This window comes from Azospirillum sp. NS33 (genome assembly GCF_059703765.1).
The window spans coordinates 1-16,399 of the sequence record NZ_BAAKJB010000064.1; the positions used below are offsets into that span (position 1 = coordinate 1).

Genomic DNA, 16,399 nt, shown 5'->3' on the forward strand with positions numbered 1-16,399 from the left:
CAGCGCCGCGCCACCAGCCGCGGCGCTGGCGGGCGGCGCCCGCGGCGGTGCCGCGGGGGGCCACGCCCCGGGGGCTGGGCGTCGGGCCGCTGGCGGACAGCCTGGGCGGCCTGATCGCCGCAGCGGTGCCGGCGGAGGGGCTGGCGGCGGAGCTGGCGGCCGGCGTTCCCGACGCGGTGGTGCTGGGCGATGGGCTGCGGCCCGGCGACGACCCCGCCGGCCCGGCGCTGGCGGCCTTCGCCGCGGCCCGGGCGCTGGGCGGGCTGGCGCGGCCGCCGGCGCTGCTGTTGCCCCACCGCGACGGCGACCCCTCCGGGGCCGCGCTGGCCGGCTTCGCCCGGTCGCTGGCGCTGGAGGCGCCGGGCTGGACGGTGCGGGCGGTGGGGCTGGCGGCGGGCCAGGACGCCGGCCGGGCGCTGCGCGCCGAGCTGGCCGCCGCCGACGGGCCGGAAAGCCGGTGGAGCGGCGGCACCCGCCAGGTGCCCGACCTGCTGCTCGACCCGCCGGCCGCCGGCGCCGCCGCCATCGGCTTCCGGGTCGGCGGCGCCTATCTGCTGGCCGGCGGCCTCGGCGAGGTCGGGCTGGCGCTGGCGCAGCGCCTGCTCACCCGCTACCGCGCCCGGGTCGCCATCCTCGGCCGGCGCCCGGCGACCGACGACGCGGTGGCGCGCCGCCTGGCGTCGCTGGGCGGCAACGGCAGCGTGCTCTACGAGGCGGCGGACCTCGGCGACCCGGCCGCCCTGGCCGCGGCGTTGACCCGCGTCCGCGCGCGGTTCGGGCCGCTGCACGGGGTGCTGCACCTCGCCCGCGCCGTCGACGACGCGCCGCTGGCCGCCAAGACCGCCGCCGCCTTCGCCGCGGTGCTGGCGCCCAAGCTGGCCGGCACCCTGGCGCTGGACGCCGCGCTGGCCGGGGAGCGGCTGGACTGGTTCGTCCTGTTCTCCTCGCTGGCCTCCTGGGCCGGTCTGGCCGGCGGCACCGACTACGCCGCCGCCTGCCGCTTCCAGGACGCCTTCGCGGCGTCCCGCCAGGAGGCGGTGGCGGCCGGGCGGCGGCACGGCCGCACCCTGGCGCTGGCCTGGCCGCAATGGCGCCACGACCGCCTCCTGGATGCCGGCAAGGAGCGCCGGACGGCGGCGATGGGCCTCGACCTCCTGGACGCCGACGATGGGCTGGCCGCCATCGCCCGCGCCCTGGAGACGGGGGAGAGCGGGCTGGCCGTGCTGCTGGGCCGGCCCGACCGGGTCGCGGCGCTGGTGCGCGGCTTCGCGGCCGTGCCCCGGGCGGAGCCGGCGGACGAGGACACCGGGTTCCTGGCCGAGTTGGCGGCCCTGGCGCCGGAGGAGCGGGAGGCCTACGGCGCCTATCTGCGCCGCGCCCTGGCCGGCCGGCCGGCGGCGGCGGCGGCGGTTGCGGCGGTGGGGCCCGCGCCCGACGCCGCGGACCCGCCGTGCGGCGCCGCGCTGGAGGCGGCGATCCGCGCCGTGTTCGTGGAGTACATGAAGGTGGACCCCGACGACTTCACCGCCTGCGGCCTGGACAGCATCAAGGCCCTGCATGTGGCCGACCGGCTGCAGCGCCGCCTCGGCCGGCCGGTCGACCCCGCCATGTTCTTCGAACACCCGACCGTGGAGCGCCTGGCCCGCGCGCTCGACGGCGGCCGCGACGCCCGGGAGGCGACCCCCGCATGACCGGCACCGCATCCGACGACCTGTTGGCCCTGTGGCGCAGCCGACCCCGCGGCGCCGATGCGCTGGCGCCGCTGTCGCCGGCGGCGTTCGCCCGCACCCGCGGCGCGGCGGCGGCGGTGCCGGCGCGGCCGCTCGAGATCGGCCTGATGTTCTTTTCCGCCCCGGCGGCGGAGGGCGGGGCGGCGGGGCTGTACCGCCTGCTGCACGAGGCGGCGGTGCGCGCCGACGCGCTGGGGCTGTCGGCGGTGTGGGTGCCGGAGCGGCACTTCCACCGTTTCGGCGGACCCTATCCCGACCCGGCGACCCTGCTGGCGTCGCTGGCGCCGCTGACCCGGCGCATCCGCCTGCGCGCCGGCAGCGTCATCCTGCCCCTCAACGAGCCGCTGCGGGTGGCGGAGACCTGGGCCATGCTCGACACCCTGTCGGGCGGGCGGGCCGAACCGGGCTTCGGCTCGGGCTGGAACCCCAACGACTTCGTGCTGGCCCCCGACGGCTTCGCCGAGCGGCGCGCCCGCTTCCGCCGCGGCGTCGACGAGGTGCTGGCGCTGTGGGGCGGCGGCACCGTGACGCGGCGCAACGGCGAGGGGCGGGAGGTTCCGGTCGCCGTCTACCCGCGTCCGGTGCAGGCGGTTCCGCCGGTGTGGATCACCGCCACCGGCAACCCCGACACCTTCCGCTGGGCCGGGGAGCGCGGCTTCGGCGTGCTCACCATGCTGATCGGCGGCACGCTCGACGACGTCGCCCGCAACACCGCCGCCTACCGGGCCGGCCGCGCCGACGCCGGGCGCGACCCCGACGGCGGCCGGGTGGCGCTGATGCTGCACACCCTGGTGCATCCCGACCGGGAGCGGGTCGCGGCCGCCGTGCGCGCGCCGTTCACCGAATATGTCCGCACCGCCCTCGACGCGCAGCGCCAGGCCAGCGCCGAGGGCCGCGCCCTGACCACCGAGCAGCGCGAGAAGATGGTCGGCTTCGCCTACGAGCGCTACACCCGCACCGCCGCCCTGTTCGGCCCGGCCGAGGACTGCCGGCCGCTGCTCGACCAGGTGGCCGCCGCCGGGGTGACCGAGGTGGCGGCGCTGATCGATTTCGGGGTGCCCGAGGAGCTGGCGCTGGAGGGGGTGGAGCACCTCGCCGCCCTGCGCCGGCGGCTGCACGGGCAGCCCGACCGTCCTCTCCCGGCGCCGGCGCCCGCGCGTCCCCGGGGCGGCGGCGGGCCGGACGGCGCCATCGCCGTCATCGGCCTCGCCACCCGCTTCCCCGGCGGCGACGGCCCGGACGCGTTCTGGCGGTCGCAGGCCGAGGGCCGCGACGCCCTGCGCCCGCCGCCGCCCGGCCGCTGGCCGGGGGTGGAGCGGCCGGCCCTGGCGTTCGGCGGCTTCATCGACGGGGTGGAGCGCTTCGACGCCCGCCGTTTCCGCCTGTCGCGGGCCGAGGCGGCGCTGATGGACCCGCACCAGCGCCTGTTCCTGGAGGCGGTGGCCGCCGCCCTGGAGGACGCGGCGCTGGACGCCGGGCCGCTGCGGGGGGCGGCCGTCGGCGTCTTCGCCGCGGTCTACTCCCCGGGCTGGCGGGAGCGCATGGCCGGCGCCAGCGACCCCCTGGCGATGACCGGCGCCGTCCATTCCCTGGTGCCCAACCGGGTCAGCCACGTCTTCGACTGGTCAGGACCCAGCGAGGTGGTGGACACCGCGTGCTCCAGCGGGCTGGTCGCCGTGCACCGGGCGGTGCGGGCGCTGCGCGCCGGCGAATGCGCCGTGGCGGTGGCCGGCGGCGTGAGCCTGCTGCTGTCCGACGCGGAATCGGCGGGGCTGCGCGCGCTGGGCGTGCTGGCCCCGGACGGGCGCTGCCACGCCTTCGACGCCGCCGCCGCCGGCCAGGCCCGGGGCGAGGGGGTGGGTGCGGTGGTGCTGAAGCCGCTGGCCGCGGCGCTGGCCGACGGCGACCCGGTGCGCGCGGTGATCCGCGGCAGCGCCGTCAACCACGCCGGGGCGCGCGCCGGTTCCCTCACCCTGCCCAACCCGCAGCGCCAGGCGGCCTGCGCCGCCGCGGCGCTGGCCGACGCCGGGGTGGCGCCGGACGGGGTCGACTATGTCGAGGCCCATGGCGGCGGCACCGCGGTCGGCGACCTGGCGGAGGTGCGGGCGCTGGCCCAGGCCTACCGCGGCCGGGTGGCGCTGGGCACGGTGAAGCCGGCGATCGGCTCCCTCGACGCCGCCGGCGGCATCGCCGGGCTGGCCCGCGCCGTGCTGGCCCTGGAGCACCGCACCGTGCCGCCGACCATCGGGCGCACGGCAGCGCCCGGCGACCTCCACCTCGACGAGACGCCGTTCCGCATTCCCGCCGCCGCGGAGCCCTGGCCCGACACCGCCGGCCGGCCGCCGCGGGCGGCGGTGCACGCCTATGGTCTGGGCGGGGTGAACGCCCACGTGGTGCTGGAGGCGGCACCGCCGGGCGCGGCCGGCCGCCCCCGCCGCGTCGCCGCCTTCGACCGCGTCGACCTCGCCGCGCCGCCGGCCGGCGCCGCGGTGGCGGGCGACGACGCGGTCGCGCGCTTCTACGACTTCGTGACGCGGGCCGAGGCGGTGGGCGACGACGAGGTCTACCTGACCCTGGCGCCGTTCCCGGAGGTGGTGCCCGGCTTCTCCTGGACCGCCACCTTCCAGGACCGGCAGGGCCGCGCGGCCCACTGGGCGCTGATGCTGGACCGCCAGCGCGAGATGCGCGACGTGCTGTGGTCGGCGGTGGACTTCGCCCGGGTGGAGCGGGTGCAGGACATCGGCTGCGGGCTGGGCACCGATCTCATCCAGCTGGCGCGCCGACACCCGCAGCTGCGCGGTCACGGCTACACCCTGTCGGCCCGGCAGGCCGAGACGGCGGCGGCGCGCATCGCCCGCGCCGGCCTGGCCGACCGGCTGGCGGTGCACCGCCGCGACAGCGCCCGCGATCCCTTCCCGGAGCCGGCCGACCTCATCCTCGGCTTCGAGGTCGCCCACCACGTCGCCGACAAGGACGGGCTGTTCGCCAACATCGCGGCCTCGCTGGCGCCGGACGGCCATCTCGTGCTGGCCGACTGCGTCGCCGCCACGGTGGCCCCCATCGAGCTGCCCGAGGTGGGCTCCTACACCTGGCCCAAGGACGAGTACGCCGCCCTGTTCGCCCGCCACGGCCTGGCGATCGCCGAGTGCATCGACGCCTCCCGCGAGGTCGCCCACTTCCTGCACGACCCCGCCCTCGACGCCATGCTGGCCCGCGAGGCCGCGGGGGCGGCCGACGGTGCCGGCATGGCGCTGACCGCCGCCGTCCAGCGCTCCTGGGACGGCTTCGGCCAGGCCCTGGAGGGCGGGCTGATCCACTACGTCCTGATCGTCGCCCGGCCGCAGCCCGACCGCGACGCCGCCCTCGCCACCAACCGCCACGCCCTGGGGCTCGCATGATCCCGTACGCCGCCCGCCTGGCCCGCCGCCCCGCCGCGACCGCCGCCGCGACCGCCGCCCGCGCGGACGCCACCCGCGTCCACGGGCTGCTGGCCGAGGTGCTGCAATGCCCGGTCGCCGAGATCCCCGGCGGCGGCGCCTTCGCCGATCTCGGCCTGACCTCGCTGCTGGGCGTGCGCTTCCTCGACCGGGTCAACCGCGACCACGGGCTGCGCCTCGGGATCGACACGCTGTTCCGCCACCCCACCCCCGACGCCTTCGCGGCGCATGTGATGGCGGCGGCCAAGGGGCCGGCGGGCAAGGTGGAGGCCGCCGCCCCGGACCCCGGTCCGGCGCCCGTCCCGGCCGCCCCCGCCCCGGAGAACGCCGGGGGAGGGTGCGCCGTCGCGGTGATCGGCATGGCCGGCCGCTTCGCGGGCGCGGCGGACCTCGACGCCCTGTGGGACGCGCTCGCCTCCGGCCGTTCGTTGGTCCGGCCCGCCCCGGACGGCCGCGACGCCGCCGGCCACCGGGCCGGTTTCATGGACGGGATCGACCGCTTCGACGCGGCGTTCTTCGGCGTCTCGCCCAAGGAGGCGGCCGCCATGGACCCGCAGCAGCGGCTGTTCCTGGAGCAGGCGTGGCTGGCCCTCGAGAACGCCGGCCTGCCGCGCGAGGCGGTGGCGGGCCGCGCCGTCGGCGTGTGGGTCGGCGCCTCGGGGTCGGGGTACGAGCGGTTGCTGGCGGCTTCGGACGACGCCGCGGCCGACGCCTACGGCATGACCGGCAACCTCGTCTCGATGCTGGCGGCCCGCATCGCCTATGCGCTGGACCTGCGCGGCCCGGCGGTGACGGTGGACACCGCGTGCTCGTCCTCCCTGGTGGCGCTGGACGCGGCGGTGGCGGCGCTGGCCGCCGGCACGGTGGAGATGGCGCTGGTCGGCGGGGTCAGCCTGTTCCTGGACGGCCGCGCCTTCGTCGCCATGGGCCGGGCCGGCATGCTCTCCGCCACCGGGGCCTGCCACAGCTTCGACGCGTCGGCCGACGGCATCGCCGTGGGCGAGGCGGCGGCGGCCGTGGTGCTGAAGCCGCTGCACCGTGCCCTGGCCGACGGCGACCGGGTCGACGCGGTGATCCGCGCCACCGGCACCAACCAGGACGGCCGCTCCAACGGCATCACCGCGCCCAACCCGGAGGCGCAGGCGGCGCTGATCCGCGCCGTGCTGGAGCGCGCCGGAGCCGACCCCGCCACCGTGACGGCGCTGGAGGCCCACGGCACCGGCACGCCCCTGGGCGACCCGGTGGAGGCGGCGGCGCTGGCCGCGGTGTTCGGGAGCCGTGCGCCGGGGCTGCCGCCGCTGGCCCTCGGCACCGTCAAGGCCACCCTCGGCCACGCCTCGGAGGCGGCGGGCATCGCCGGTCTGATCAAGACGGTGCTGTGCCTGAAACACCGCCGGCTGACGCCCCTGCCGGGCTTCCGCACCCTCAATCCGCGCATCGCCCTCGCCGGCTCGGCTCTGGCGGTGGCGGGGCAGGGCGGGGACTGGCCGTCGGCACCCGGCGCGCCGCGCCGCGCCGGCATCAGCTCCTTCGGGCTCTCCGGCACCAACGCCCACTGCGTGGTGGAGGAGGCGCCCGGGCCGGCGCCCGGCGCGCCGTGGCGCGGCCCGGCGCTGCTCGTCCTGTCGGCGCGCGACGACACGGCCCTGGCGCGCCGCCGCCGCGGCCTGGCGGACTGGCTGCGGGCCCGGCTCGCCGCCGGTGACGCGCCGGACCTCGGCGACCTCGCCTGCACGCTGCTGGCCGGGCGCACCGCCTTCCCCAGGCGCTGGGCGGCGGTGGCCGCGAGCGTCGAGGACGCGGTGCGCCGGCTGGAGGGCGACGCCGACATCACGGACCCGCTGGCCCGGCGCTGGCTGGAGGGCGGGCGGCTGGACGCCGCCGCCCTGTTCCCCGGCCGCCGCCGTGCCCTGGACCTGCCGGGCTATCCCTTCACCCGTGCCCGCCATTGGGCCGCCGCCCGGCCGGCGCCGGCGGATGCCGCGCCGGTGCCCCCGGGCGCCGTCGACGAGCTGCGGCTCGACCCGGCCGATCCGCGGGTCGGCGACCACCGCATCGGCGGCGTGGCGGTGCTGCACGCGGCGGTGTTCCTCGACCTCGCCCGCGCCGCCGCGGCACGGCGCGGCCGCCCCCCGACCGCCCTGGTGGACGCCGCCTGGCGCCGGCCGCTGACGGTGCCCGACGATGGCGCGACGGTGCGGGTGACGGTCGACGACGGGTTCCGCTGCCGCCTGGAGGCCGCCGGCACCGTTTACGCCGAGGCCACCGCCCGGTTCGACCCGCTGCCCCCGCCGGCCGCTCTCGACCTCGACGCGCTGCGCGACGCCGCCACCCGGGTGGTGGCGCGCGAGGAGCTGGGGGAGGCCGGCGGCGCCGTCGTGCTCGGCCCCACCTACCGCGGCTTCGACCGGCTGTGGCTGGGCCCGCGCACGGCCCTGGCCGCGGTGTGCCTGGAGACCGGCGGGTCGTTGCCGCCGCGCGCCCTCGACGCGGCGATCCAGACCGCCGTGGCGCTGCTGGCCCAACACGACGGGCCGCGGCCCACCGTCCGCTACCCGGCCGGCGTCGCCGCGGTGCGCCTGCATGGGCCGCTCGCCCCGGGCCAGCACATGGTGCGCGCGCTCGACGCCGGCGGCGGCGTGGTCGACCTCGCCATCACCGACACCGCGGGCCGGCCGCTGGTGGAGCTGGCCGGCTTCCGCCTCGCCGCGGCGGGCGCCCAGGCCCGGCCGGCGGCGGCGCCCTTCCCGCTGCGCCGCATGGTGCCGCAATGGGTCGAGCGGCCGCGCCCGCGGCGGGCCCTGCGCACCCCCACGGCAACGGTGATCGTCGCCGGCGACGGGATGGCGGCGCTGGCCGACGCGCTAGCCGCGCACGCCGACGCGCTAGCCGCGCACGCCGACGCGCTAGCCGCGCACGCCGACGCGCTAGCCGCGCACGCCAATGCGCCTGGCGCGCCGGCCGGCGCTGCGGTGACCCGCCTGCGCCCGGCCGAGGCCGGTGGCATCGACATCCCCGAGGGCGCCCGGGTGTGGGTGCTCGACGGCCCGGACGGCGGGGCGCCGGCGCTGCTGCGCCTGCTGCAGCGTGCCGCGGGACGGCGCATCGAGCTGGCCCTGGTCACCGCGGAGGCGTGGCCGGCGCCGGGCGACGGCGGGCCGGGCCGACCCGACGGCGCCGCCGCCGCCGGCCTCGCCAAGGCGGCGGCGCGGGAGAACCCGGAGTGGCGGGTGCGTCTCCTCGACGTTGCCGCCGCCGATTGCACCACCCACGGCGCCGGAGCCGCGGCGCTGGCCGCCCGGCTCGCCGTCGACCCCGGGGCGGCCAATGGCGAGCCGGTGCTGCTGCGCGGCGCCCGGCGGTACGAGCGGCGGCTGGTGCCGGCTCCGGACTCCGCCGGCGGGCCGGTGTGGCGGCGCGGCGGGGTCTACCTGATCGTCGGCGGGATGGGGCGGCTGGGGCGGGCGCTGGCCCGCCACCTCGCGGCCACCCAGGGCGCGCGGCTGGTGCTGGTGGGGCGCCGCCCGGCGCGGCCCGACGGCGATGCCTTTCTGGCCGAGCTGGAGCGGCTGGGCGGGCGGGCCCTGTACCGCGCCTGCGACGTCGCCGAGGCGGGCGCCGTGGCGCGGCTGCTGGCCGGCCTGCCGGCCGGGTTCGCGGCCGTCAACGGCGTCGTGCAGGCCGCTGTGGACCCGGTGTTCGCCCGCATCGAGCGCAGCCGCGAGGCCGAGTTCGCCGAGGCCCTGCGGCCCAAGATCGACGGGCTGAAGGCCCTGGCCGCGGCGACCCGCGGTCTCGACCTGGATGTGCTGGCGGTCTATTCCTCGATCGGCGCCTTCCACGGCTTCCCCGGCAACGTCGGCCAGAGCAGCTATTGCGCGGCCTGCGGCTTCGAGGAGGCGTTCGCCGCCCGGCTGGCGCTGGAGGGGCGGCCGGTGCGGCTGGTCCACTGGGGCCTGTGGCATGACGAGAGCTTCCCCGCCGACCAGGTCGCCCGGCTGGCGGCCGAGGGCACGGGAACCGTCGCCGTGGCGGACGGGCTGGCCGCCCTGGAGGCGGCGCTGTCGGGCCCCGCCTGGCAGAGCGTCGCCGCGGCGCTGTCCGAGGAGGCGTGGCAGGCCATGGGCGCCCTGCCGCAGGCCGAGGCCGCCGGACCGGGCACGGGAATCGCCGCCGCCGCGGTCGGCGCCGCCCAGGCGGCGCTGGCCGAGTGCACGGACCCGCTGCCGGATGCCGGGCCGCTGATGGAACGCTACATCCGCAGCCGCGTCGCCGGCGTCCTCGGGTCCGGCATCGGCCCGGTGCTGCCCCGTCTCGCCCCGCTGCGCGGCGCGCTGGAGGATCTGCTGTCGCGCGCCACCGCCGGGGAGACGGGCACCGCGGACGGGGACGCCGGCACGCTGCGCCGGGAGCTGGCGGCGCTGGGACCCGCGGCGGCGGCGGCGCTGGCGCTGCTCGACCCCTGCCTGGACGCCCTGGCGGATGTGCTGACGGGCGAGGTGCCGGCCACCGACGTGGTGTTCCCCGGCGGCTCGATGGAGCGGGTGGAGGCGGTCTACCGCGACCAGCCGGCGCTCGCCCACTGCAACCGGCTGGTCGCCCGCGCCGTGGCGGCGGCGGTGCGCCGGGCCGGGCCGACCGCCCGGGTGCTGGAGGTCGGCGCCGGCACCGGCGCCACCAGCCGCGCCGTGCTGGCCGAGCTGGAGCGCCAGGGGCTGGCGTGCGCGTATGTCTACACCGACGTCTCCGCCGGCTTCGTGCGCCACGGCCGGACGGCGTTGGCCGGGCCGGGCCGCAGCTTCCAGGTGCTCGACATCGAGCGCGACCCGCAATCCCAGGGGGTGGAGGCGGGCAGCGTCGACGTGGTGATCGCCGCCAACGTGCTGCACGCGACCCGGCGCATCGACCGCACGCTCGGCCACGTCGCCGGGATGCTCAAGCCGGGCGGGCTGGCGGTGATCGACGAGCTGACCCGGGTCGACGATTTCGGCACGCTGACCTTCGGCCTGCTCGACGGCTGGTGGCTGGCCGAGGACACGGCGGACCGTCTGGAGCACGGGCCGCTGCTGGACGTGCCGCTGTGGCGCCGGGCGCTGGCCGCCGCCGGCTTCGGCCGGGTGAGCGCGGTGAGCCTGCCGGGGCTGGCCGACCCCGAGGATTTCCCCCACAGCGTCCTTCTCGCCGCCCTCGGTGCGGCCCCGGCCCCGGTCTCGGCCCCGGTCCCGGCGGCCGCGGGGTCGGCTCCGGTGCCGGCGGGCCGCGCCCCAACCGCGGCGCCGGGCGCCCTGGAGGCGGCCTTGCGCGCCCGGGTGGGGGAGGGGCTGGACCTCGATCCCGCCGGGATCGACGACGGCGTGCCCTTCGCCGAGCTGGGCGTGGACTCCATCGTCGCCCCGCAGATCGCCGAAGCGATCAACACGACGCTGGGCATCGCCCTGCGCTCCACCGACCTCTACAACTACGGCACGGTGCGCGACCTGGCGGCCCATGTCCGCGAGCGGTTCGGAGACGCGGTGACCCTCGCCGCAGCGGCCCCCGGCGCGCCTCCCTCGCCCCACCCCGTCGCCGTGGGGGACGCCGCGGACGGGCGCATCGCCATCATCGGCATGGCCGGCCGCTTCCCCGGTGCCGGCGACGTCGATGCGTTCTGGGACCTGATCGCCGAGGGCCGCTCGGCGATCCGCGAGGTCGAGCGCTGCGCCCCCGGATGCCACGCGACATGGGGCGGGTTCCTGCCCGACCATGATGCCTTCGACCCGCTGTTCTTCCGCATCACCCCGGCCGAGGCGGAGGTGATGGACCCCCAGCAGCGGGTGCTGCTGGAGGAGGCGTGGCACGCCCTGGAGGACGCCGGCCTGCCACCGGAACGGCTGGAGGCCGGGCGCTGCGGCGTCTATGTCGGGGCGTCCGCCAACAACTACGCCGCCCCCGACGCCGGCCCGGCGCTGCAGACGCTGGGGGCGTCCATGGCGATCCTCTCGGCGCGCCTGTCCTACTTCCTGAACCTGCGCGGCCCCGCCTTCCCGATCGACACCGGCTGCTCCTCGTCGCTGGTGGCGCTGCACCTGGCGGCGCGGGCGCTGGCCGGCGGCGAGGTCGACGTGGCGCTGGCCGCGGGGGTGTCGGTCAACCTGCTGTCCCCGGACATCTTCCAGTATCTCTGCGACGCTGGCATGGCCTCGCCCACCGGGCGGTGCCACACCTTCGACGACGCGGCCGACGGCTTCGTGCCGGGCGAGGGGGTGGGGGTGGTGGTGCTGAAGCGCCTGGCCGACGCCGTGCGCGACGGCGACCGCATCGACGCGGTGCTGCTGGGCACGGGGGTCAACCAGGACGGCCGCACCAGCGGCATGACCGCCCCCTCCGCCGCCTCCCAGACCGCCCTGGAGGTCGAGGTGTACCGCCGCGCCGGCGTCGACCCGCGCAGCATCGGTCTGATCGAGGCGCACGGCACCGGAACGCGGCTCGGCGACCCGATCGAGGTGGCGGCGCTGACCGACGCCTTCGCCGCCTTCACCAGCGCGCGGGGATTCTGCGCCCTGGGCTCGGTCAAGACCAACATCGGCCACACCATGGCCGCGGCCGGCATGGCCGGGCTGGTCAAGGCGGTGCAGGCGCTGAGGCACCGCACCATCCCGCCCAGCCTGAACTTCCGGACGGCCAACACCCACATCGACTTCGCCGCCGGCCCGTTCGTCGTGGCGACCGGGCGGCGGCCGTGGGACGCGGACGGGCCGCGCCGTGCGGCGGTCAGCTCCTTCGGCTTCTCCGGCACCAACGGGCATGCGGTGGTGGAGGAGGCCCCCGGCCCCGAGGCGGTGGCCGCCCCGGCCGGCCCCTGGGTGTTCGCGCTCTCGGCCAAGACCGACGACGCCCTGGCACGCCTCGTCGCCGCCCTCGTGGCGTGGGCGGAGCGTGGCGACGCCGATCCCTACGCCGTGGCCCGCACCCTGGCGCTGGGGCGCGGCCACTTCGCCAGGCGCACCGCCGTCGTCGCCGGCAGCCTGGCCGGCCTGGCGCGGGCGTTGCGCGACGGAGCACTGGCGGGCGAGGGACCGGCGCACCGCGCCGCCGACCGCTACCGGGCGGGCGAGGCGGTGGACTGGGCCGCGCTGTTCCCGGTGGCCTGCCCGCCGGTGCGCCTGCCCGGCTACCCCTTCGCCCGCGAGCGCTACTGGGCGATGCCCGCGGCCACACCGGTCACGCCGGCTGCGCCGGTCATCGACGACCCGGGCCGCGTCGTCCTGCGCGCCGACCACCCGCTGCTCGCCGGCCACCGCGTCGCCGGGCGGGCGATCCTGCCCGGCGCCGCGGTGCTGGAGCTGGCCCGGGCGGCGGCGGCCCGACGGCTCGGCGCGGTCGGCGCGCTCACCGGCGTGGTCTGGGCGGTGCCCGTCGCGGTGCCCGGGGCGGGGGGCGACGGGGCCGTCGCCCTGTCGATCGACGTCGCCGACGACGGGCGGGTGGCCGTGCGCTCCGGCGCCGTCACCCATGCCTCGCTGCGCGCCGGCCCGCCCGGCGCGCCCGGCGGGCGGCTGGATGTGGCCGCCGTCCGCGGGCGCATGACCGTCGCGGTCGAGGGCGCCGAGCTCTACGCCCGCATGGCGGCGGCCGGCTACCGCTACGGACCGGCGCTGCGCACCGTCCGCCGGCTGGCCGCCGGCCCCGGCGAGGCGCTGGCGGAGCTGATGCCGGCCGCCGCCCCCGCGGGGCTGGGGACGGGATGCCCGCTCGACCCCGGGCTGCTCGACGGGGCGCTCCAGGCGGCGGCCGGGATCGGCTTCGCCGCGGGGGCGGCGGGCGGCTCCTTCGTGCCGGTGGCGCTCGAGTCCCTGGAGATCGAGGCCACCCTGGCCGGGCCGGCGGTGGCCCACGCCCGGCTGGTGTCCGGACCGGACGACGCGCTGCTGCGCTTCGACATCGACGTGGCCGACCCGGACGGGGCGCCGAGGCTGCGCCTGAGGGGGCTGGCGGCGCGGCGGCTGGCCCCGGACGCGGCGGCGGCGACGCTGATCCGGGTGCCGGCCTGGGTGCCGGCGCCGGCCGAGGCGGCCGCGGTCGCCGGTCCGGTCCTGGTGGTCACCGACGCGCCGCTCGACCCCGCCTGGGGGCCGCGGGCGCAGCGGGTGGCGCCGGGCGAGCCGCTGCCGGTCGCCGGCGCCGCGTCCATCGTCTTCATCGGGTCGGCGGAGGACGAGCCGGCGACCCTGGCCGGCGCTCTCGACCGTTTCGACGCCGAGGCGGCGCTGGCCCCCGTGCTGACGGCGGCGCAGGCGCTGCTGCGCGGCGGGGCGGGTGGGCGGCTGCTGCTGGCCTCGGCCGGGCGGCCGGTGGACGCGCCGCTCGACCTCGCCGCGGCCGGGCTGTTCCGCACCCTGGCGGCCGAGGATGGACGGGTGTCGGGCCGCGTCGTCCAGGGCGCCGATGCGGCCGGGCTGCTGGCCGAACTGGGCCGTGACGACGGCGCCGTGCTGGTGCGCCATGGTGCGGGCGGGCGTGCGGTGCGCCGGATGGTCGCCGCCCCTGCCGGGGCGGAGGTCGACGGGCTGCCGCTGCGCGAGGGCGGGGTGTGCGTGATCTCCGGCGGTCTCGGCGGTCTCGGCCTGCTGTTCGCCCGCCACCTCGCGCAGACACGCCGGGCGCGCCTGGTCCTGCTCGGCCGTTCGGCGCCCACGCCCGACCAGGCCGCCGCCCTGGCGGCGCTGGAGGACGCCGGGGCGGAGGTGCTTCCCCTGCGCGTCGACGTGGCCGACGCCACGGCGCTGCGCGACGCGCTGGAGCGGGCGCGGCGGCGCTTCGGGCCGCTCCACGGGGTGTTCCACGCCGCCGGGGTGCTGCGCGACGGGCTGCTGCGCACCGCCGCGGCGGACGACGCCGCCGCCGTGCTGGCGCCCAAGGCGGCCGGCGCGGTGGCGCTCGACCACCTCACCCGCGACGACCCGCTGGACCTGTTCGTGCTGTTCTCCTCCACCGCCGCCGAGCTGGGGGTGGCCGGGCAGGGCGCCTACGCCGCGGCCAACGGCTTCCTTGACGGCGTCGCGCTGCGGCGCGAGGCCTTGCGGGCGGCCGGTGCGCGGTCGGGGCGCACCCTGTCGGTGAACTGGCCGCTGTGGCGGGACGGCGGCATGCGCCCCGACGCCGACACGGCCGACGCGCTGCTGCGCGTGGCCGGGCTGGCACCGATGCCGGCGGCGGATGGTCTGGCGGCGGCGGCGCGCGCCGCGTCGCTCGACGTCGCCCAGGCCATGGTGCTGCACGGCGACGCGGCCCGTCTCGGCGCCTTCCTGGACCGCCGCCCGGCCGCCGGTCCGGCCCCCGGCGCGGACGCCGTCCCGTCCGGACCCGCCGCCCGCGGCCGGGTGGTGGCGGTCCTCAAGGGCGTGCTCGCGGAGGTCGCCAAGCTGCCCCCCGAGCGCGTCGAGGAGGACCAGCCCTTCGAGGCCTACGGCATCGATTCGATGATGATCGTCAAGCTGAACGCCCGGCTGGAGGAGGCCTTCGGCGAGCTGCCCAAGACCCTGTTCTTCGAGCACCGCACCGTCGGCGCGCTCGCCGACCGGCTGGCGGGGATGGGGATGGCCGCGCCGGATGCCCACCCCGCTCCGTCCCCCGTGCCGCCGGGGGACGCCGGGAACGGCACCCCGCGCCGTCACGCGGCCACCGACATCGCCGTCATCGGCATGCACGGCCTGTTCCCCCAGGCCGCCGACCTCGACGCCTTCTGGGACAACCTGCTGGCGGGCCGTGACTGCATCGTCGAGATCCCGGCGGAGCGCTGGCCGCTCGACGGATTCTACGACCCGGATCGCGCCAACCCCTGGACCAGCCACTGCAAGTGGGGCGGCTTCATCGACGGCGCCGACCGCTTCGACGCCCGCTTCTTCCACGTCTCGCCCAAGGAGGCGGAGTCCATCGACCCCCAGGCGCGCAAGTTCCTGGAGGTGGCCTACGCCGCCCTGGAGGACGCCGGCCACACCCGCGACAGCCTGTTCGCCGGCGATCCCGACCCGGCGCGGCGCAAGGCCGGGGTGTTCGTCGGCGTGATGTACGGCGACTACCAGCTCTTCGGGCCCGAGGAATGGGCCAAGGGCAACCTGGTCGGCCCCAACGCCGCCTACTGGAACATCGCCAACCGGGTCTCCCACGTGCTGGACTTCCACGGGCCGAGCCTGGCGGTGGACAGCGCCTGCTCCTCCTCCTTGAGCGCCATCCACCTCGCCTGCCGGGCGCTGGCGGCGGGGGACTGCACGGTGGCCGTCGCCGGCGGGGTCAACCTCAGCCTGCACCCCAGCAAGTACTGGATCCTCGCCAAGGCCGGCATGGCGGCCGGCGACGGCCGCTGCCGCAGCTTCGGCGCCGGCGGCGACGGCTACGTCCCGGGCGAGGGGGTGGGGGCGCTGGTGCTGAAACCCCTGGAGCGCGCCCTGGCCGACGGCGACGCGGTGCACGGCGTGATCCGCGCCAGCGCGGTCAACCACGGCGGCCACACCAGCGGCTACACCGTGCCCAACCCCGACGCCCAGGCCGCCCTGGTGGCCGAGGCGCTGGAGCGCGCCGGGGTGGCCCCGGCCGCCGTGTCCTATGTCGAGGCCCACGGCACCGGCACGCCGCTGGGCGACCCCATCGAGCTGGCCGGGCTGAGCCGGGCCTTCGCCGGGGCGCCCGAGGGCGGCTGCGCCCTGGGCTCGGTCAAGTCCAACATCGGCCATCTGGAATCGGCGGCCGGGGTGGCCGGGGCGATCAAGGTGCTGCTGCAGATGCGCCACCGCACCCTGGTGCCGACGCTGCACGCGGGGACGCCCAACCCCAACCTGCGCTTCGCCGGCACACCCTTCGCCCTGCAGCGCGACGCGGCCCTCTGGCGGGTGGCCGACGGGGGGCCGCGGGTCGCCGGCGTCAGCTCCTTCGGGGCCGGCGGCGCCAACGCCCATCTGGTGCTGGAGGAGGCACCCCGGCGCGCCGCCCTGCCCGCGGTGGCGGGGCCGCAGCTGCTGGTGCTGTCCGCCGCCACCCCCGAGGCGCTGGCGGAGCGGGCGCGGCGGCTGGCGGCGTGGCTGCGCCGCGACCACGGGGCGCGGCTGGCCGACGTCGCCTGGACCCTGCTGGCCGGGCGCGCGGCGCTGGCGCACCGCCTCGCGGTGCTGGGCGACTCCGCCGCCGAGCTGGCCGACCGCCTGGACCGGCTGGCCGCGGGTGCCGCGGTGGACGGCGCCTGGGCCGTGCCGGCCCAGG

Annotated in this window: 3 protein-coding genes; all 3 read left to right on the forward strand. The window is 78.7% G+C overall.

Translation table 11 applies throughout. From position 1 onward, the window contains the following. On the forward strand, positions 1 to 1,691 hold a 1,691-nt coding region (locus AC6H2I_RS30105), incomplete at its 5' end, for a KR domain-containing protein (protein ID WP_497504482.1). Then, on the forward strand, positions 1,688 to 5,128 hold the full coding sequence (locus AC6H2I_RS30110) for a MupA/Atu3671 family FMN-dependent luciferase-like monooxygenase (protein ID WP_497504483.1): 3,441 nt from the start codon (positions 1,688 to 1,690) through the stop codon (positions 5,126 to 5,128). The genes AC6H2I_RS30105 and AC6H2I_RS30110, both read left to right, overlap by 4 nt. Next, positions 5,125 to 16,399: SDR family NAD(P)-dependent oxidoreductase (locus tag AC6H2I_RS30115; protein ID WP_497504484.1), on the forward strand; the 11,275-nt coding region annotated here is incomplete at its 3' end. The genes AC6H2I_RS30110 and AC6H2I_RS30115, both read left to right, overlap by 4 nt.